This window comes from Kribbella sp. NPDC050820 (assembly GCF_040653975.1).
Classification (GTDB): Bacteria; Actinomycetota; Actinomycetes; order Propionibacteriales; family Kribbellaceae; genus Kribbella.
In genome coordinates this window covers 25,967-41,382 of sequence record NZ_JBFAHB010000001.1, presented here as the reverse complement: position 1 = coordinate 41,382, position 15,416 = coordinate 25,967, and the positions used below count along the sequence as shown (strand labels likewise).

Sequence of the window (15,416 nt, the reverse complement as noted above, 5' to 3'; positions counted from 1 at the left end):
GGTGGCGCATGGGCGTGGTCGACGGGCGGCGGCGAACGACGGCGACCGCACGCGGCGACACCGCCGCCGACCGGTTGCACCGCCCGTCGGACGCCTGACCTAGGCTGCGGGCGTGCGGTTCATCCGGGATCTGGCGACGCTGCTGAAGCGCGGGGATTTCCGGCGGTTGTTCGCGGTCCGGTTGACGTCGCAGTTCGGCGACGGCGTGTTCCAGGTCGCGCTCGCGTCGTACGTGCTGTTCTCGCCGGAGCGGGCGCCGGACGCGGCCGCGATCGCTGGGCTGTTCGCGGTGGCGCTGCTGCCGTACTCGATCCTCGGCCCGTTCACCGGCGTGCTGCTGGACCGCTGGTCGCGGCGGCAGATCCTGTTCGGGGCGAACCTGACCCGGGCCGCGCTCGTGATCGGCGTCGGCGCGCTCGTCGCGATCGGCAACGCGGGGGTCCCGTTCTACGTCGCCGTACTGCTGACGCTCGGGGTCAACCGATTCCTGCTGTCCGGGCTGTCCGCCGGCCTGCCGCACGTGGTCGACCGGGACGAGCTGGTGATGGCGAACGCGGTCACCCCGACCTCCGGTACGGCGTCCTTCCTCATCGGCGGCGGGGTCGGGGCCGGCGTGAAGCTCGTGGTCGACTCCGATCTCGCCGTCCTCGGGCTCACCGTGCTGATCTACACCGCGGCCGCCCTGCTCGCCCTCCGGCTGCAGCGCAACCAGCTCGGCCCGGACCTGAACGGTGACGAGCCCGGCGTGGCCGAGGCGATCCGGACGATCGCCAAGGGTCTCGTCGACGGCGCCCGGCACCTGAAGGAACGCAAGCAGGCCGCACTCGGCCTGGCCGCGATCGGCTCGCTGCGGTTCTTCTTCGGCCTCACCACGGTTGCGATGATCCTGCTGTACCGGAACTACTTCTACGGCGCCGACCGGCTCGACGAGGCGTTCGGCGCCCTCGCCGTCGCGACCGCCGCGGTCGGCGCCGGGCTGTTCCTCGCCGCGCTGGTCACGCCCTGGGCGACCCGGGTGATGACGCTGCGGCAGTGGATCACGCTGCTGTTCGTAGCCGCAGCAGTAGTGACCGCGATACCGGGCGGGCTCTACACCCAGCCCGCGCTGATCTCGGCCGGCTTCCTCACCGGGTTCTGCGCGCAGGGCGTGAAGATCAGCGTCGACACCCTCGTCCAGACGGGTGTCGACGACGTCTACCGCGGCCGGGTGTTCTCGCTCTACGACATGATCTTCAACGTCGGGCAGGTCTCCGCGGCCGCGCTCGGCGCGCTGATCCTGCCCGACGACGGGAAGTCGTACGCCGTGCTCGCCTTCATCGTGGTCGGGTTCCTTGTGACCGCCTTCCTGTACGCGCGGCTCAGCCGGGACGACTCAGGTGCCGCGGAGCGCGGTGATGGGCTGGATGGCGGAGGCCTTCCACGCGGGGTAGGTGCCGGCGACCAGGCCGATGAACGCACCCAGCAGGGGTGACCCGAACGCCAGCCGGTTGTCCAGGATCGGGGTCCAGTCCCGCGCCCACGACACTCCCACAGTGAGCAGTACGCCGACCGCCGTACCGAGCAACCCGCCGAGGAAGCCGACGATCACGCTCTCCACGAGGAACTGGATCGCGACGTGTCTTCGGGCCGCGCCCAACGCTCGGCGCAGGCCGATCTCGGAGATGCGTTCGAGGACGGACAGCAGCGTGACGTTCGCGATGCCGAGGCCGCCGACCAGGAGCGCGACCGCGCCGAGCAGCAGGAACAGCGCGTTCAGGTCGGACTCGACTCCCTTGCGTACGGCGCCCTGCTTCGGCGGAGCGTCGACGTTGAGGGTGCTCGGGTCGTTCGGCTGGATCGCGACCGGGGCCTGGCCGGCGATCAGCTGAGCGGCGCCGACCTCGGTCCGGATCTCGAGCGCGTCCGGTGACTCGAGGTCGTACGCCGTCCGGGCGGCGCCGTTCGGCATGATCACGGCGTCGTTGAGCTCGGCCCGGCCGCTGACCGAGTCGAGGATGCCGACCACCGTGTAGGGCTCGTCGCCGATGAACACCGCCGGCTGGGAGTCGACCCGGTTGATGCCGAGCCGCTCGGCCGCGTTCTTGCCGAGGACAACCACCTTGTCACCGCGCTGGTCGTGCCCGGCGTCGAAGAACCGGCCGGTCCGCAGCACCGCGCGCACCGCGTCGAACAGCCCGGCCGAGCCCGCCATCACCTTCAGCGCGTGCCCGTCCTTCTGGCCGTCGAGACCCGCGACGCTGCGGACCAGGTCGTCGCCGACGTCCAGCGTGCTCACGGTGCCGGCGGCGTCGACGCCGTTCAGCCGCTGGACCCGGTCGGGGGCGTCCCACGGAAGCTGGGTCGCCGCCTCGCCTTCCTGCCCGCCCTTCTCCTCAGGCTGCACGACAACCCGCGTAGCCGCCGCCAGATCGAACCGCTGGGTGATCTGCCCCGAAGCCGTTTGCCCCAAGCCGACCGTGCCGACGAGGGCTGCGATGCCAAGCACCGTGCCGAGCGTCGTGAGGATCAGCCGGGTCGGCCGGGCAGCCACACCAGCCAGCGCCTCGTCCAGGAGATCCCGCACTGCGGGGGCGGGGCGGCGGAGGCCAGGCATCCGGCCCGGCCCGGCGCGCCGCCTGCTGCGCGGGCTCGCGGCACGGCGAACGAGCAAGGCGAGCGCGAGCCGCGGACGCAGCCGGCGGCGGGGTGGAGCGCCAGGGGGGACACCTGGTGAAGTGGACGGCCCGCCGGCGGGATCCGGGGGGCCTGCTTGGGTTACCACTGGAGGGTTCCGTCGACGATGCGGACCTGGCGCTGGGCCCGGCTGCTGACGTGGGTGTCGTGGGTGATGACGGCCAGCGTCATCCCCTCGTGGTGCAACTCGTCGAACACTTCGAGGATCGCCTCCGCATTGGCGCTGTCCAGGTTGCCGGTCGGCTCGTCCGCAAGCAGCAGGCTCGGCTCCGCGACCAGCGCCCGCGCGATCGCGACCCGCTGCCGCTCGCCGCCGGACAGCGTGGTGGGGGCGAAGTCCATCCGGTGCGCGAGCCCGACCCGCTCGAGCGCCACCCGCGCCCGCGCCATCCGCTCGCGCCGGGGCACCCCGACGTACACCATCGACAGCGCTACGTTCTCCAGCACGGTCCGGTGGTCGAGCAGGTGGAACGACTGGAATACGAACCCGATCCGCTCACCCCGCAGTACGGCGCGACGCCGCTCTCGCAGGCTCATCGTGTCCACCCCGTCCAGGCGGTAGACCCCACCGGTCGGGTTGTCGAGCAGTCCGAGCAGGTGCAGCAGCGTCGACTTCCCCGACCCGGACGGACCGACGATCGACAGGTACTCCCCTTGCCCGATCGTCAGGTCGACCTCACGGATCGCCCGGACCTCGGGCGGTCCGGGGAAGAACCGCCGTACGCCGATCATCTCGACGACCGGCGCCGGCAAGGCAACCGCAGTCGCGCTCATCGTCCGACCACCACCTGGTCGCCCTCGGCCAGCTTGGAGTCGCCGCCCGGCGTGACCTGTGCATACCCGTCGGCGGACAGCCCGACCGTGACCGGGATCAGCTCGACCTTGCCGTCCCGCAGCACCTCGACCCGCGACCCACCGTCCGGACCGGACGACAGCGCAGCCACCGGTACGGCGAGGACCTTGCCGGCCGTGCTCTTGACCGGGACCGTGACCCGGACGTTCGCGTCGCGGAACAGCGCGAGTTGCTTCGCGGTCAGCGTGTTCGGGGCGACCACGACGTCGTACTGGTCGCCGTTCTTCGTGACCCGGCGGACCTTGCCGGCGACCGCCGTACCCTCGCCGAGGTCGAGGGTCGCGGCCATCCCGGCCTTCAGGCGTTCCGCGGTCTGCGCGTCGACCTTGACCGTGACCACCAGGGCGGCGCCGCTGGCCGACATGACCACGCCGTTGACCGTGCCGCCGCGCTCGACCTTCACGTCGTCGACCCGGCGCGGCAGCGTCTTCACGTAGACGATCTCGGACACCGGCAGCGGTGTGCCGGCCTTGAACTCGGCCTCGTTCAGCGCCTCCTGCGCGTCGGCCAGGTTCTCCTCGGCGTCGTCGACCGCGCCCTGCTGCACCGAGGTGTCCTTGGCCTTGGCCTGCTGAGCCTGCTTCAGTGCGGCCTTCGCCTGCCGGAGCGCGTTCTTCATCGCGTCGACGTTCTTCTCCGCCGCGTCGACGGCCTGGCTCAACTGCTGCTCCGGCTCGGGGGCGTCGTACCCGGCGTCCTCGTAGAGCCGCTCGACGGCTGCCGAGGTGTCGGTGTCGTACTCGTCGTCGACGTCGCCAGGGTCGAGGCCGAGCCGGTCCAGCGTCTGCTCGAGCTGGAGCACGTCCGGTCCCTTGCTGCCCGGCGACAGGGTCCGGTACATCGGGAGCACGCCGGCCAGGCCGATCACCGGGCGGCCGGTGATCTCCAGCAGCGCCTTGCCCTCGGTGAGGGTCGAGCCGACCGCCGGCACCTTGCCGGTCACGATCGCCGGCGTGGTCAGACCGCTCGTCTCGACCCGGATGTTCACGGCGCCGTCGAACGAGGCGTCGCCGCGGCCGACGACCTTGCTGGAGAGCGCCTTCTTCTCCACCGGCACGGTGATCTGGGACGCCTTCGGCGCGGCGGTCTTGGCGGCCGCGTCCTCCGGCGAGGTGATCCGGCTGCCGGCGGCCACGCCCACTCCGAGCGAGACCGCCGCCACCGCGGACACCCCGACCAGCACCCGCCGGCGGGACCTGGGCGAAGCGGTCACCGGTTCGCCATTCCGTCGCGGTACGCCTCGAGCTCGGCCTTGTGCTGCTCGACGAACTCCTTCTCCTTCTCGTACTGCACCGTCTTGTACGGCTCGTCGTACACCTTGGCCCGGCACTTCTGGTCGGCCACCGCGAGGTCGATCTCGAACTTGCGCAGCTCGGCCAGCTTGGCCGCGTCCACCTTGTCCAGCGACGGCGCGCCGATCACGGTCTTGCCGGGGTTGTTGTTGCCGGCCGGGTTGTTGCCGGACAGCTCGTCGAGCTTCTGGCTGACCTTCGTCCGCGGCTCGTCGATCTTCTTGTAGCCGGCCTGGCCGGACTCGGCGAGGCAGTCGGCCCAGGCGGTGGTGGCGTCGACCACCCGCTGGTCGTCCTCGATCCGCTTCGCGAGCGCCTGGAGGTCTTTGAACAGGCTCTCGTACTTCTTGAACTCGGCCTCCCGGTCCTGGCCCTTGCCGTAGACCTCCTCGGCGGCCTTGCCGCGGCAGCCCAGGTTCAGCTGGCTGCTGTTCTTCGGTCCCTCGCCCTCCTTCGGCGCGATCACGACGCTGCCGTTGCCGGTCGAGTTCGGGCCGTTCAGCGCGGTGTCGTACGCCTTTTTGGCCTTCTCCGAGAGCGCGTTGCGGATCTTCGTGTTCGGGTTGCTGTCGTCGTCGGCCCCGGCCTTGGACCAGTCGATGGTGCTGATGCCGTAGCCGTACTGCTCGGCGAACTTGTCCGGCGGCAGGTTGAACGCGTCGTTGAACTTGCCCTTCGGCTGCGACTCCGGCGGCACCGGGACGTACTCGAACCCGGCCGCCTTCATGCAGGCCGCGGTCGCGTCCTCGACCTTGCGCTGCTTGGCGAGCTCCTCCTCGCTCGACCCGGCGCCGCCGCCGGCCCGGACCGCCATCCGCATCCCGCCGCTGCCCGAGCTGACGAAACCCTCACCCATGTACTCCGCGAGCGGGCTCTTGTCAGTTTTCTGATCACCGGTCGCCGCGCCCGGGTCAGTGGAGTTTCCACAGCCGGCCAGCGCCAGCACGGCGACGACCGCGAGTGCTTTTCGTGAGGTTCTCATGGCTGTGGAGCGTGCCTGCGGGGGCATGAAGAACCTGTGAAGGAGCCGTTTGCACCCGATGCTCTCAGCCGATCTTCATAGGTTTCTTATGAACGTCGGTCACATTGAGGAACATGCCAGCGCGGATTCTCGTCGCCGAAGACGACCTGAAGCAGGCGGAGCTGATCCGGCGGTACCTCGAGCGGGAGGGGCATCTCACCGTCGTCGTGCACGACGGGCGGGCCGCGATCGACGAGGCCCGCCGGCGCAGCCCCGACCTGCTCGTGCTCGACGTGATGATGCCGAAGGTGGACGGCCTGGACGTCTGCCGGGTGCTCCGGGCCGACGGCGCTGACGGGGTGCCGATCATCATGCTGACCGCCCGTTCCACCGAGGACGACCTGCTGCTCGGCCTCGACCTGGGCGCGGACGACTACCTGACCAAGCCGTACAACCCGCGCGAGCTGGTCGCCCGGGTCCGGACCGTACTGCGGCGGACCCGGAGCCGGGCCGAGGGTGAGGTGTACCGGGTCGGCGAGCTGGAGATCGACCCGATCCGGCACGAGGTCCGGCTGGCCGACCGCCTGGTCGAGCTGACCCCGGCCGAGTTCAAGATCCTGGCCTGCCTCGCGGCCTCACCGGGGCGGGCCTTCTCCCGGCAGCAGCTGCTCGAGCACGCGTTCGGCTTCGACCACTACGTCTTCGACCGGACCATCGACGTCCACGTGATGAACCTCCGGAAGAAGATCGAGCCGTCTCCGGGCCCGCCGGCGTACCTGAAGACGGTGTACGGCGTGGGCTACAAGCTGGCCGACGCAACCACAGGGGTGGTCCCCGATGCGTCGTAGCGTGCTCGTCCGGTTTCTCGGGCTGTCCCTCGCGGTGGCGCTCGGCGCGGTGATCGCGACCGCCGTGATCGCGACGTACAGCACGTCGGAGCAGTTGCAGGGTGAGATCGACGCGAACAACGGCCAACTGCAGGTGGACGGCCAGATCTACGAACGGCTGTCGCGGTACGCCTCCGACCACCCGACCTGGTCCGGCGTGGACAAGCTGGTGCACGAGCTGTCCGACGAGCTCGGCCGCCGGATCGCGCTGACGAAGCCGGACGGCACTGTGATCGCGGACTCGGCCCGGATGCTCGGTGCGGGTCCGGAGCTCCCGTCGGTGCCGGCAGCAACCGTCGACGTACGCACCCAGGGCAACGCCAAGCTCGCCGGAGCCGTGAGCGTCTACAGCGCGCGCAAGACCGCGGCGGGCAAGGCCGACACGATGGTGAGCGCCGCCGCGCTGCCCGGGCTGTACCCGGCCTATCCCGGCTGGGGACTGACCGACGAGGAGCTTGCCGAGCGCACTCGCCTGGCCCAGCAGGCCACCGAGTGCTACGCGGCGCAGGGTCGGTACGCCACCGTGTCCAGCGCCGGCGGCGCCAACATGCCGGTCGTGATGGTCGAGTCCGGCCAGACGGTCAACGGCACGAACCTGATGCAGGTCACCAAGCCGGGCGCGCCCGACGACAAGTGCCTCCCACCGGGCGTGAACGCTCCGAGCGCGAAGGCCAAGCTGGTCAACGACGACGAGGTGCGGCGCGCCACCGATTGCCTCGACGCGGCCGGGCTGGACTACTCGGTCACCGAGTTCGACGGCCTCCGGGCGGTCGAGCCGAAGGACAAGACTGCCTTCTCGGATCAGTTCGCCACGTGCACGACCGAGGCGCGCTCTCAGGCGCTGGCGCCGTACGTCGCTCCGTCGGCCAAGCTCTACCTGGGTGCGAAGAGCACGTTCAACGTGTTCTCCGGCGAGGGGCTGCTGCGGACAGCCGCGACCGCGCTCGGGGTGCTGCTGATCGCGGCGCTGGTGATGCTCTTCGCCGGGCGCCGGCTGGTTCGGCCGATCGTGGCGCTGACCGGGGCAGCGCAGCGGATGCGGAACGGCGACCACGCAGCCCGCGTACCGGTGACCGGCAAGGACGAGGTGGCCCGGCTCGGGCACGCGTTCAACGCGATGGCCGAGTCGATCCAGCGGCACGACTTCCAGCGCAAGGCGATGGTGAGCGATGTCGCGCATGAGCTGCGGACTCCGCTGGCCAACATCAAGGGGTATCTGGTCGCGTCGGAGGATGGCGTCGTACCGCTGGACAGTGAGTTGGTCACGTCGCTGCTCGAGGAGACCGGGCTGCTCGAGCACCTGGTGGCCGACCTGCAGGACCTGGCGCTCGCCGACGCCGGGATGCTGCGGTTGCACAAGGCCCCGCGCGACCTGACCGAGTTGGCGCAGCAAGTGGTGTCGGCGCACCGGCCTGCTGCGGAGTCGGCCGGCATCTCGCTGACGGCCGACGTACCGGGATCGGCGCCGGCGTCCGTCGACAGCGCCCGGATCCGCCAGGCACTGGGCAACCTGGTCTCGAACGCGATCCGCTTCACCCCGTCCGGCGGTCATGTCGTCGTCGGCGTACGGCGGGTGGACGACGGCTACCACCTCACCGTCACCGACAGCGGGACCGGCATCGCCGACGAACACCTCCCACACCTCTTCGATCGCTTCTACCGCGCAGAACAGTCCCGCAGCCGTACGACGGGTGGCAGCGGACTCGGCCTGGCCATCACCAAGCACCTGGCCGAAGCACACGACGGCCGCATCACCGTAACCAGCCGCGTCGGCTCCGGCTCAACCTTCACGATCCGCATCCCGGCTGGTTGACTCTGGACCATGGCGAAGGTCGCTGACGTGCACGAGGTGGCGCTCGGGATGCCGCACGTGACGGTCTGGCAGAAGGAGAAGACCAAGCGCCCGGTGTACCAGGTCGGCGGGAAGTCGTTCGTGTTCTTCCGCAACCCCCGCCCGGACGCGTTCGACCCGGACACCGGTGAGCGGTACGACGACGTGATCGTGATCTGGGTCGAGTCCGAGGAGGAGAAGCTCGCCCTGGTCTCCGACGGCTCCAACCCGTTCTTCACCACGCCGCACTTCAACGGTCACCCGTCGGTCCTGGTCCGCGCCAGCCAGCTGGGCAAGCTCACCAAACAAGAGCTCACCGAAGTCATCCAGGACGCTTGGCTCTGCCGAGCCTCGCCACGCCGCGCCAAAACCTGGCTCGAAGAACACCGCCTGAGCTGACCAAGCCGCACACTGGCGCTGTGAGCTACCAACCGCCCCACTTCGGCCCCGGCGGAATGGCGGCACCGCCGTACGGCCAGCCACCACGCAAGAACCGGGCCGTGCTGATCATCACCCTGCTGCTGGTGCTACTGATCGCGGTGCTGGGCGTCGGCGGTGTCCTCACCTACCGCTTGGTCGCCGACTGGCGCTCCTCCAACCCCGACCCCGGCCCGTCGGCCGCGGCTCCGATCACCTCGCCGACCCCACAGCGGCCGAACCCCGCCCCTACAAAGCCACCCACTCCCAAGCCGCCCGCCAGCAAACCGCCGACCACCAGGCCGGCTGCGACCGTCGGCGACCTGGCCCGCCGCTTCGTTGCTCAACTCAACGCCAACAACCCCACCGCCGCAGCAGCCCTAGCCTGCGAGGGCTCCAAACGCCTCATCCCCACCCTCATGCAGACCCAACTAGCTCCCCCGACCAACCTCACCCTCGGCACAGTCATCGGCCAGCAACCAACCTTCGTCTACCCCCTCTCCGGCACCACCGAACGCGCCACAGTCTCCGGCGTCCTCGTGATCCACAACCTAAGCACCGAACCCCTCTGCATCCGAGCCTTCACCCTCACCCCCCGCTAACCACCCCGCGCGCCCCTCGACCCCCTCCAACCGCCGACTTGTAGATCCCGGCTCACCTCGACCCCCAAACCCAACCAAGACCCACAACTCAACGAGGCGGTGCGTCGGGAGTGCGCAACCACGAGGTCGGGCCGTGTGCCCCTCGGCCAACATGCCCGGCATGAGGTGTCTCGGGGGCCGCAGGCCGCGCCGTTGTGGAGCGACTACCATCCGCCCAGCCTGCCACCCTCCCGGTCTATTCGCGCAAACCACGATCTCCCCCGCGGCGCAGTCCGCGCGCCGCCGAAGGCGCTGATAGGTCCTCCACCGCGAAGCGGTGTCCTTTCTGCGTTTCTCGTACTATCGCGCCGACCACGAGCTGGTCCGGAGGCAGTTCGCGCGCCCGCCGGAGGCGGGCGATGGGACAGCCGCCGCGAAGCGGTGTCCTTTTAGTTGGGAGCAAGGGCTTGGGCGGTTTTTAGGAGGTTGGTGCCGGTGGGGAGGGTGGCGATGATGGGGGTGTCGAGGCCGTTGGCGAGGTAGCGGTTGATGTGGGCGCGGCATTCTGCGGCTGAGCCGTGGACGATGAGGTCGTCGAGGACTTCCACGGGTACGGCGGCCATCGCGGCGTTGCGGTCGCCGGCGGTCCAGGCTTCGCGCATCTCCTTCATCGCGGCGCCGCGGCCGAGCCAGTCGTGGAAGGCGGCGTACCCGGGGACGGTCAGGTAGGTCGCGATCAGGAAGCGGCCGATGTTGCGCGCCATCTCCGCGTCCTCGGTGACGCAGACGAAGATCCGGGCCGCGAGTTCCTTGTCCGGACCGAGCTCGGCGCGCACCCGCCGTACGTCGTCCGCCGAGAGCCAGTTCGTGATCGCGCCGTCGGCCTCGCGGGCGGCGAGCCGAAGCATCTGCGGCCGCAGCGCGGCGAGCATGATCGACGGCGGCACGTCCGGCGCCTTCTCCAGCCGGAACCGGTTGATGGTGAAGCTATCGAACTCCCCGTCGACCTTCTCCCCGGCGAACGCCTGCCGCAGGAACCGCAGCACGTCCCGGGTCCGGGCCAGCGGCGGGTCGTACGCGATCCCGTTCCACCCGGTCACGATCGTCTCCGACGACGCACCGATCCCGAGCACGAACCGCCCCGGCGCGAGATCCGCCAGCGCCGCCGCACTCATCGCCAGCGCAGCCGGCCCCCGCGTGTGCACCGGTACGACGGCCGTCCCCAACCGCAGGCGATCGTCCCACTCGGACGCGAGCACCAACGGAGTGAACGCGTCCGCGCCGGCCACCTCGGCCGACCACAGATCCGTGTAACCCAGCGACGCCAGCTCGGCGATCAACGCCCGGTGGTCGCGCAGCGGCACCCCGGTCAGCGGAAGGGTCAGGCCCCAGCGCATCAGATCATCCTCTTCAGCAACGGCAGCGGCGCGTGCTTCATCACCCGCGCCAGCGGTATCCACGGCCACGGCGGTACGTACGCCTTCTCCTTCTCGGCCTCGATCGCGGCGACGATAGCCCGGACGCCGGGCACGGTGTCGACGATCAACGGCGTGTTCGCGACCCGGTCGTTCATCTCGGACCGGATGTACCCGGGGAAGATCGTGCTGACCTTGATCGGCTTGTTCAGCAACTCCAGCCGCAGCCCTTCGGCCATCGACGCCAGCCCGGCCTTGGTCGCGGCGTACGTCGTCACCGTCTTCGGCAGCCCGCGCAGCGCGGAGATGGACGAGATGAAGACGAGGTGTCCGGCGTTCCGGGCCCGAAACAGCTCCAGCGCGGCCTCGGCCTGGGCCAGCGCGCCGACGAAGTTCGTCATCGCGGTCTGCAAGTTCGCGTCGAACCGGCCGGTCCCGAGCGGCGCGCCCTTGCCGAGGCCTGCGTTCACCACGACCCGGTCGAGGGTCAGCTCGGCGTCGGCCTTGCGGAACACCTCGAACACCTGGTTGTGGTCGTTCACGTCGAGCCTGTGGACAACCACCGTCAGCCCCGGGTACCGCTCAGTCAGCTCGGCGCGCAATGCCTCCAGCCGTTCCGCCCGCCGCGCGGTCAGCACCAGATTGTGCCCCTTCGCCGCGAACTGCCGGGCCATCTCCTCCCCCAGGCCGGAGCTCGCGCCGGTGATCAGGATGTTGCGTCGCATCACTGTCCTATCTGTAGGAGAGCAACTCGCTGCCGTCGAGGTGTCCGTGCTCGTTGTAGCTGACCACGGTGAGCCCGCTGCGGCCGGACACGATCTTGGTGATCGCCGTGTTGATTGTGATCGCGTTCAGCTTGGACCACACGCCGTCGCCGCCGGACAGCAGCCGGCTCACCACGGCCGCGATCGGACCGCCGGACGTGAACACCACCGCCGTCTCACCCTTCCCGAGTCGCTCCGCGGTACGCCGTACCGCTGCCTCGGACCGGTCGCAGAAAGCGGTGAAGCTCTCGGTGTAACCGTCGCCGCCCAGCGTCCAGCGCTCGGTCGCCGCCGTGAACATCTCCTGGAAGGCACGACCGGGATGACCGGTCCGGGCGAGGTCGGCCAACATCACCGCACGCCGCCGGTAGGCCGGTTTGTGCGCCACGATGATCTCCTCGTGGTCGAACTCGTCGTAACCCTTGTCGACCTCCGGTGTGAACCCGGCCAGCGTCGCCGTCTGCGCGTGCCGGCGCATCGAACCCGACACCACGAGCTCCGGCTGCACGCCCCGAGCGACCAGCGCCTTGCCCAGCACGGCCGCCTGCTGCTCGCCGCTCGGAGAGAGCCGGTCGTAGTCACTCTTGCCGAACGACGCCTGCGCGTGCCGGATCAGGTAGATGGTCGGCATTCAGCCCCTCATGATCCGGCGACAGCGCCGCTCGAGCAGGTTGACCGGGACCCACAGGCCCTTGAACCGCGGGTTCCGGGTCTGCTTGTGGTGGTAGCGGTAGTAGATCTGCTGCGCGATCACCGCCAGCCGGAACAGGCCGAACACCTCGTAGAACGCCCAGTTCTCCGGCTTCAGCCCAGACTTGTCCGTGTAGTACTGCACGATCTCGTCCCGCGTCGGCATCCCAGGCACGTCGGACGGCTGCAACCGGAACCACCGGAAGGCCCAGTCGTCGTCGGCCTGCACCCAGTACGCGAGCGCGCTGCCGAGATCCATCAGCGGATCCCCGAGCGTCGCCAGCTCCCAGTCGAGTACGCCGACCACCTGCAGCGGATCGTCCGGCGCAAGTACGACGTTGTCGAGCCGGAAGTCGTTGTGGATGACGCAGGTCCCGACGTCGTTCGGCTGGTTCGCCGCCAGCCACGCCATCACCCGCTCGTAGCTCGGCACGTTCCACGTCTTCGCCTTGCGATAGCGCTCGGTCCAGCCGGTGACCTGGCGTTCGACGTACCCCTCGCCGCGGCCGAGGTCGGTGAGCCCGGCCTGGTCGGGGTCGACCTGGTGCAGGTCGACGAGGGTGTCGAAGACCGTGAAGCAGAGCTGCCGGGTCTGCTCCGGGGTGAGGTCGACGCCGAGCTCCTGCCGGCGCGGGATGGTGCCGGCGATCCGCTCCATCACGTAGAACTCAGAGCCGATCAGGCCGGTGTCGGTGCAGTGGGCAACCATCTCGGGCACGTACGGGAACACCGGCTTCAGGCCGGCCTGGATCCGGAACTCGCGGCCCATGTCGTGGGCGCTCTTCGCCTTAGTCCCGGCCGGCGGCCGGCGCAGGATCAGATCGTGGCCGTCGTACTGCAGGAGATAGGTCAGGTTGGAGGCGCCGCCGGAGAACTGCCTGACCTCCGGCAACCCGGGCGGCAGCTCGGTCCGTTGCCGGAGCCAACCGTCCACCACGGGTACGTCGAAGGCGTCCTCGGCGCGAACCGCGCGGGCGCCATCACCCATTACCGGACTCGGCACGCTCACGGGCCCGGGCGGCGAGCTTGCGCATCTGCCGGTCGTACAGCGGCCGGGCGAACCGCTTGGTCCGCCACGCCATCAGCGCCGGCCGGTCCGGGATGATCAGGAACTGCTTCTTCTTGATCCCGGCGACCACCCCGGCCGCGATGTCGTCGGCCGAGCGCGGTGACTTCTCGATCAGCTGCCGCGCGGTCGCGCCCATCGCGGTGTCCTGGCCCTGGATCGAGTCGCCCAGGTTGGTGCGGAAGAACGACGGGCAGACCACCGACACGCTGACGTCGTACGGATGAAGCTCGTGCGACAGCGTCTCGGAGAGCGCGACGACCCCGGCCTTGACCGTGTTGTACGAGCTCATCATCGGCGGGTGCACGAGGCCGGCCGCGGACGCGGTGTTGACGATGTGGCCGGACCGCTGCCGCTTGAACATCGGCGTGAACGCGCGGCAGCCGCGGACCACACCCATCAGGTTGATGTCGACGACCCGGTCCCACTCGTCCAGCGACTCGACGTCGATCCGGCCGCCGGTCGCGATCCCGGCGTTGTTGACCAGGATGTCGAGCCCGCCCCAGTTCTGCTCGCACCACTCGACCGCCTTGGCCCAGTCCTCCGGGACACGCACGTCGAGCTTCAGGTACGACGCCCCGTCGTCCGGACCGTCCACCGACATATCGGTGCTGAGCACCTGGTGGCCTTCGGCAATGAACCGGGCGACCAGCGCGGCCCCCAGGCCGCTGGCGCCACCGGTGACGAGGACACGGCTCACTTGGCCTCCTGGTACTGCGTCAGGTACGGAGCCAGCTCGAGCTTGGCCACCACGTTGCGATGCACCTCGTCCGGCCCGTCCGCCAGCCGCAGCGCCCGCGCACTCGTCCACGCCGCCGCGAGCGGGAAGTCGTCGGACAGTCCACCGCCGCCGTGCAACTGGATCGCCATGTCGATCACGTCCTGTGCCATCCGCGGCACCGCGACCTTGATCTGGCTCACCTCGCTCAGCGCCCCCGCGAGTCCCTTGGTGTCCAGCAGGTACGCCGTCTGCAGCACGAGCAACCGGGCTTGGTTGATCGCGATCCGGGCGTCCGCGATCCGCTCCCGGTTGCCGCCGAGGTTCACCAGCGGCTTGCCGAACGCGGTCCGGCTGGTGCCACGCTGCAGGGCGAGCTCGAGTGACTTCTCGGCCAGCCCGATCAGCCGCATGCAGTGGTGCACGCGTCCCGGACCGAGTCGGCCCTGCGCGATCTCGAAGGCACGACCGAGCCCGACCAGGATGTTGCTCGCCGGCACCCGGACGTCGGTGAACGACACCTCGCCGTGGCCGTGTGGTTCGTCGTACTGATGCATTGCGGGGAGCAGGCGCTCGACCTTCACGCCGGGGGTGTCACGCGGGACGAGCACCATGGTGTGGCGCGCGTACCGCTCCGCTTCGGGGTCGGTGCGGCCCATGAAGATGAGGAGCTCGCAGTCCGGGTGGCCGACGCCGGTGCTCCACCACTTGCGGCCGTTGATCACTACGTCGTCGCCGTCGAGAATCGCGGTCGCGGCCATGTTGGTCGCGTCGGAGGAGGCGACGCCCGGCTCGGTCATGCAGAACGCGGACCGGATCACGCCGTCGAGCAACGGCTCGAGCCACTGCTTCTTCTGCTCGGGGGTGCCGTAGCGGAGCAGGACCTCCATGTTGCCGGTGTCGGGTGCGTTGCAGTTGAAGACGTACGGCGCCAGGAACGACCGGCCGGTGAGCTCGGCGATCGGGGCGTAGTCCACGTTGGACAGGCCGTCGCCGTACTGCTCGTTGCCTGGTTCGGGGAGTGGGAGGAAGAGGTTCCAGAGGCCTTGTTTGCGGGCCTTTGCCTGCAGTTCCTTGACGACGGGCTGCGGCTGCCACGGATCGCCGGCGGCTCGGGAGTCGGCAGCTCGGGAGGCGGCGTGGAGCTCGGCCTCGACCGGCTCGATCTCGGTCCTGATGAACTCGCCGACCCGGGCGATGAGGTCGTTCGCACGGGCGGAATGTTCGAACTCCATCAGACTCCCCTCAGTTGCCTTGACCGTAGCGCA

15 protein-coding genes are annotated in these 15,416 nt (G+C 69.7%); 5 read left to right on the top strand and 10 right to left on the bottom strand.

Going from position 1 to position 15,416, the window contains the following annotated elements; translation table 11 throughout:
• The first annotated feature begins 112 nt into the window (after nt 1-112).
• Nucleotides 113-1,471 (top strand): MFS transporter, encoded by a 1,359-nt coding sequence (locus tag AB0H36_RS00195; RefSeq protein ID WP_360513846.1) that lies wholly within the window; start codon nt 113-115, stop codon nt 1,469-1,471.
• Here AB0H36_RS00195 and AB0H36_RS00190 read toward each other — a convergent pair.
• The 4 genes from AB0H36_RS00190 to AB0H36_RS00175 form a co-directional block, all read right to left on the bottom strand.
• On the bottom strand, nt 1,373-2,563 hold the full coding sequence (locus AB0H36_RS00190) for an ABC transporter permease (RefSeq protein ID WP_360513843.1): 1,191 nt from the start codon (nt 2,561-2,563) through the stop codon (nt 1,373-1,375). The genes AB0H36_RS00195 and AB0H36_RS00190 overlap by 99 nt on opposite strands.
• A 191-nt stretch (nt 2,564-2,754) precedes the next feature.
• On the bottom strand, nt 2,755-3,447 hold the full coding sequence (locus AB0H36_RS00185; protein WP_360513840.1) for an ABC transporter ATP-binding protein: 693 nt from the start codon (nt 3,445-3,447) through the stop codon (nt 2,755-2,757).
• Entirely contained in the window at nt 3,444-4,739 is a 1,296-nt protein-coding gene (locus tag AB0H36_RS00180) for a peptidoglycan-binding protein (RefSeq protein ID WP_360513837.1), read from the bottom strand. Before AB0H36_RS00180 ends, AB0H36_RS00185 begins: the two co-directional genes overlap by 4 nt.
• On the bottom strand, nt 4,736-5,800 hold the full coding sequence (locus tag AB0H36_RS00175; RefSeq protein WP_360513834.1) for a hypothetical protein: 1,065 nt from the start codon (nt 5,798-5,800) through the stop codon (nt 4,736-4,738). The genes AB0H36_RS00180 and AB0H36_RS00175 overlap by 4 nt, the downstream gene beginning before the upstream one ends.
• A gap of 113 nt (nt 5,801-5,913) precedes the next feature.
• On the opposite strand from AB0H36_RS00175, the gene AB0H36_RS00170 reads away from it, so the two are divergent.
• The 4 genes from AB0H36_RS00170 to AB0H36_RS00155 are packed head-to-tail and all read left to right on the top strand — an operon-like array spanning nt 5,914 to nt 9,516.
• A complete protein-coding gene (locus AB0H36_RS00170) occupies nt 5,914-6,627 on the top strand; it encodes a response regulator transcription factor (protein ID WP_360513831.1) in 714 nt (237 codons plus the stop codon).
• Nucleotides 6,617-8,479, top strand: coding sequence for an ATP-binding protein (locus tag AB0H36_RS00165; RefSeq protein ID WP_360513828.1), 1,863 nt, complete (start codon nt 6,617-6,619; stop codon nt 8,477-8,479). The genes AB0H36_RS00170 and AB0H36_RS00165 overlap by 11 nt, the downstream gene beginning before the upstream one ends.
• Before the next feature lie 9 nt (nt 8,480-8,488).
• A complete protein-coding gene (locus AB0H36_RS00160; RefSeq protein ID WP_360513825.1) occupies nt 8,489-8,896 on the top strand; it encodes an MmcQ/YjbR family DNA-binding protein in 408 nt (135 codons plus the stop codon).
• A 20-nt stretch (nt 8,897-8,916) separates the two neighbouring features.
• Nucleotides 8,917-9,516, top strand: a complete 600-nt coding sequence (locus tag AB0H36_RS00155) for a hypothetical protein (RefSeq protein ID WP_360513822.1) — start codon at nt 8,917-8,919, stop codon at nt 9,514-9,516.
• A 428-nt stretch (nt 9,517-9,944) separates the two neighbouring features.
• Here the strand turns inward: AB0H36_RS00155 and AB0H36_RS00150 are convergent, their stop codons facing one another.
• From AB0H36_RS00150 to AB0H36_RS00125, 6 genes are read right to left on the bottom strand one after another with little or no spacing between them, the layout of a single operon-like run.
• A complete protein-coding gene (locus tag AB0H36_RS00150) occupies nt 9,945-10,892 on the bottom strand; it encodes an LLM class F420-dependent oxidoreductase (protein ID WP_360513819.1) in 948 nt (315 codons plus the stop codon).
• Nucleotides 10,892-11,635, bottom strand: coding sequence for an SDR family oxidoreductase (locus tag AB0H36_RS00145; protein ID WP_360513816.1), 744 nt, complete (start codon nt 11,633-11,635; stop codon nt 10,892-10,894). Before AB0H36_RS00145 ends, AB0H36_RS00150 begins: the two co-directional genes overlap by 1 nt.
• Before the next feature lie 7 nt (nt 11,636-11,642).
• The gene (locus AB0H36_RS00140) at nt 11,643-12,305 is read right to left on the bottom strand and encodes a histidine phosphatase family protein (RefSeq protein WP_360513813.1); all 663 of its coding nucleotides are present in this window, start codon (nt 12,303-12,305) and stop codon (nt 11,643-11,645) included.
• Nucleotides 12,306-13,352, bottom strand: a complete 1,047-nt coding sequence (locus AB0H36_RS00135; RefSeq protein WP_360513810.1) for a phosphotransferase family protein — start codon at nt 13,350-13,352, stop codon at nt 12,306-12,308. It lies immediately after the preceding gene.
• A complete protein-coding gene (locus AB0H36_RS00130) occupies nt 13,345-14,130 on the bottom strand; it encodes an SDR family NAD(P)-dependent oxidoreductase (RefSeq protein WP_360513807.1) in 786 nt (261 codons plus the stop codon). Before AB0H36_RS00130 ends, AB0H36_RS00135 begins: the two co-directional genes overlap by 8 nt.
• On the bottom strand, nt 14,127-15,383 hold the full coding sequence (locus tag AB0H36_RS00125; RefSeq protein ID WP_360513804.1) for an acyl-CoA dehydrogenase family protein: 1,257 nt from the start codon (nt 15,381-15,383) through the stop codon (nt 14,127-14,129). The genes AB0H36_RS00130 and AB0H36_RS00125 overlap by 4 nt, the downstream gene beginning before the upstream one ends.
• Between the last annotated feature and the right edge of the window lie 33 nt (nt 15,384-15,416).

Bases quoted from the DNA above. Each gene is read 5' to 3' on its own strand.
- AB0H36_RS00135 (WP_360513810.1), bottom strand. From the start codon at position 13,352: ATGGGTGATGGCGCCCGCGCGGTTCGCGCCGAGGACGCCTTCGACGTA.
- AB0H36_RS00140 (WP_360513813.1), bottom strand. From the start codon at position 12,305: ATGCCGACCATCTACCTGATCCGGCACGCGCAGGCGTCGTTCGGCAAG.
- AB0H36_RS00185 (WP_360513840.1), bottom strand. From the start codon at position 3,447: ATGAGCGCGACTGCGGTTGCCTTGCCGGCGCCGGTCGTCGAGATGATC.
- AB0H36_RS00150 (WP_360513819.1), bottom strand. From the start codon at position 10,892: ATGCGCTGGGGCCTGACCCTTCCGCTGACCGGGGTGCCGCTGCGCGAC.
- AB0H36_RS00160 (WP_360513825.1), top strand. From the start codon at position 8,489: ATGGCGAAGGTCGCTGACGTGCACGAGGTGGCGCTCGGGATGCCGCAC.
- AB0H36_RS00170 (WP_360513831.1), top strand. From the start codon at position 5,914: ATGCCAGCGCGGATTCTCGTCGCCGAAGACGACCTGAAGCAGGCGGAG.
- AB0H36_RS00165 (WP_360513828.1), top strand. From the start codon at position 6,617: ATGCGTCGTAGCGTGCTCGTCCGGTTTCTCGGGCTGTCCCTCGCGGTG.
- AB0H36_RS00145 (WP_360513816.1), bottom strand. From the start codon at position 11,635: ATGCGACGCAACATCCTGATCACCGGCGCGAGCTCCGGCCTGGGGGAG.
- AB0H36_RS00175 (WP_360513834.1), bottom strand. From the start codon at position 5,800: ATGAGAACCTCACGAAAAGCACTCGCGGTCGTCGCCGTGCTGGCGCTG.
- AB0H36_RS00125 (WP_360513804.1), bottom strand. From the start codon at position 15,383: ATGGAGTTCGAACATTCCGCCCGTGCGAACGACCTCATCGCCCGGGTC.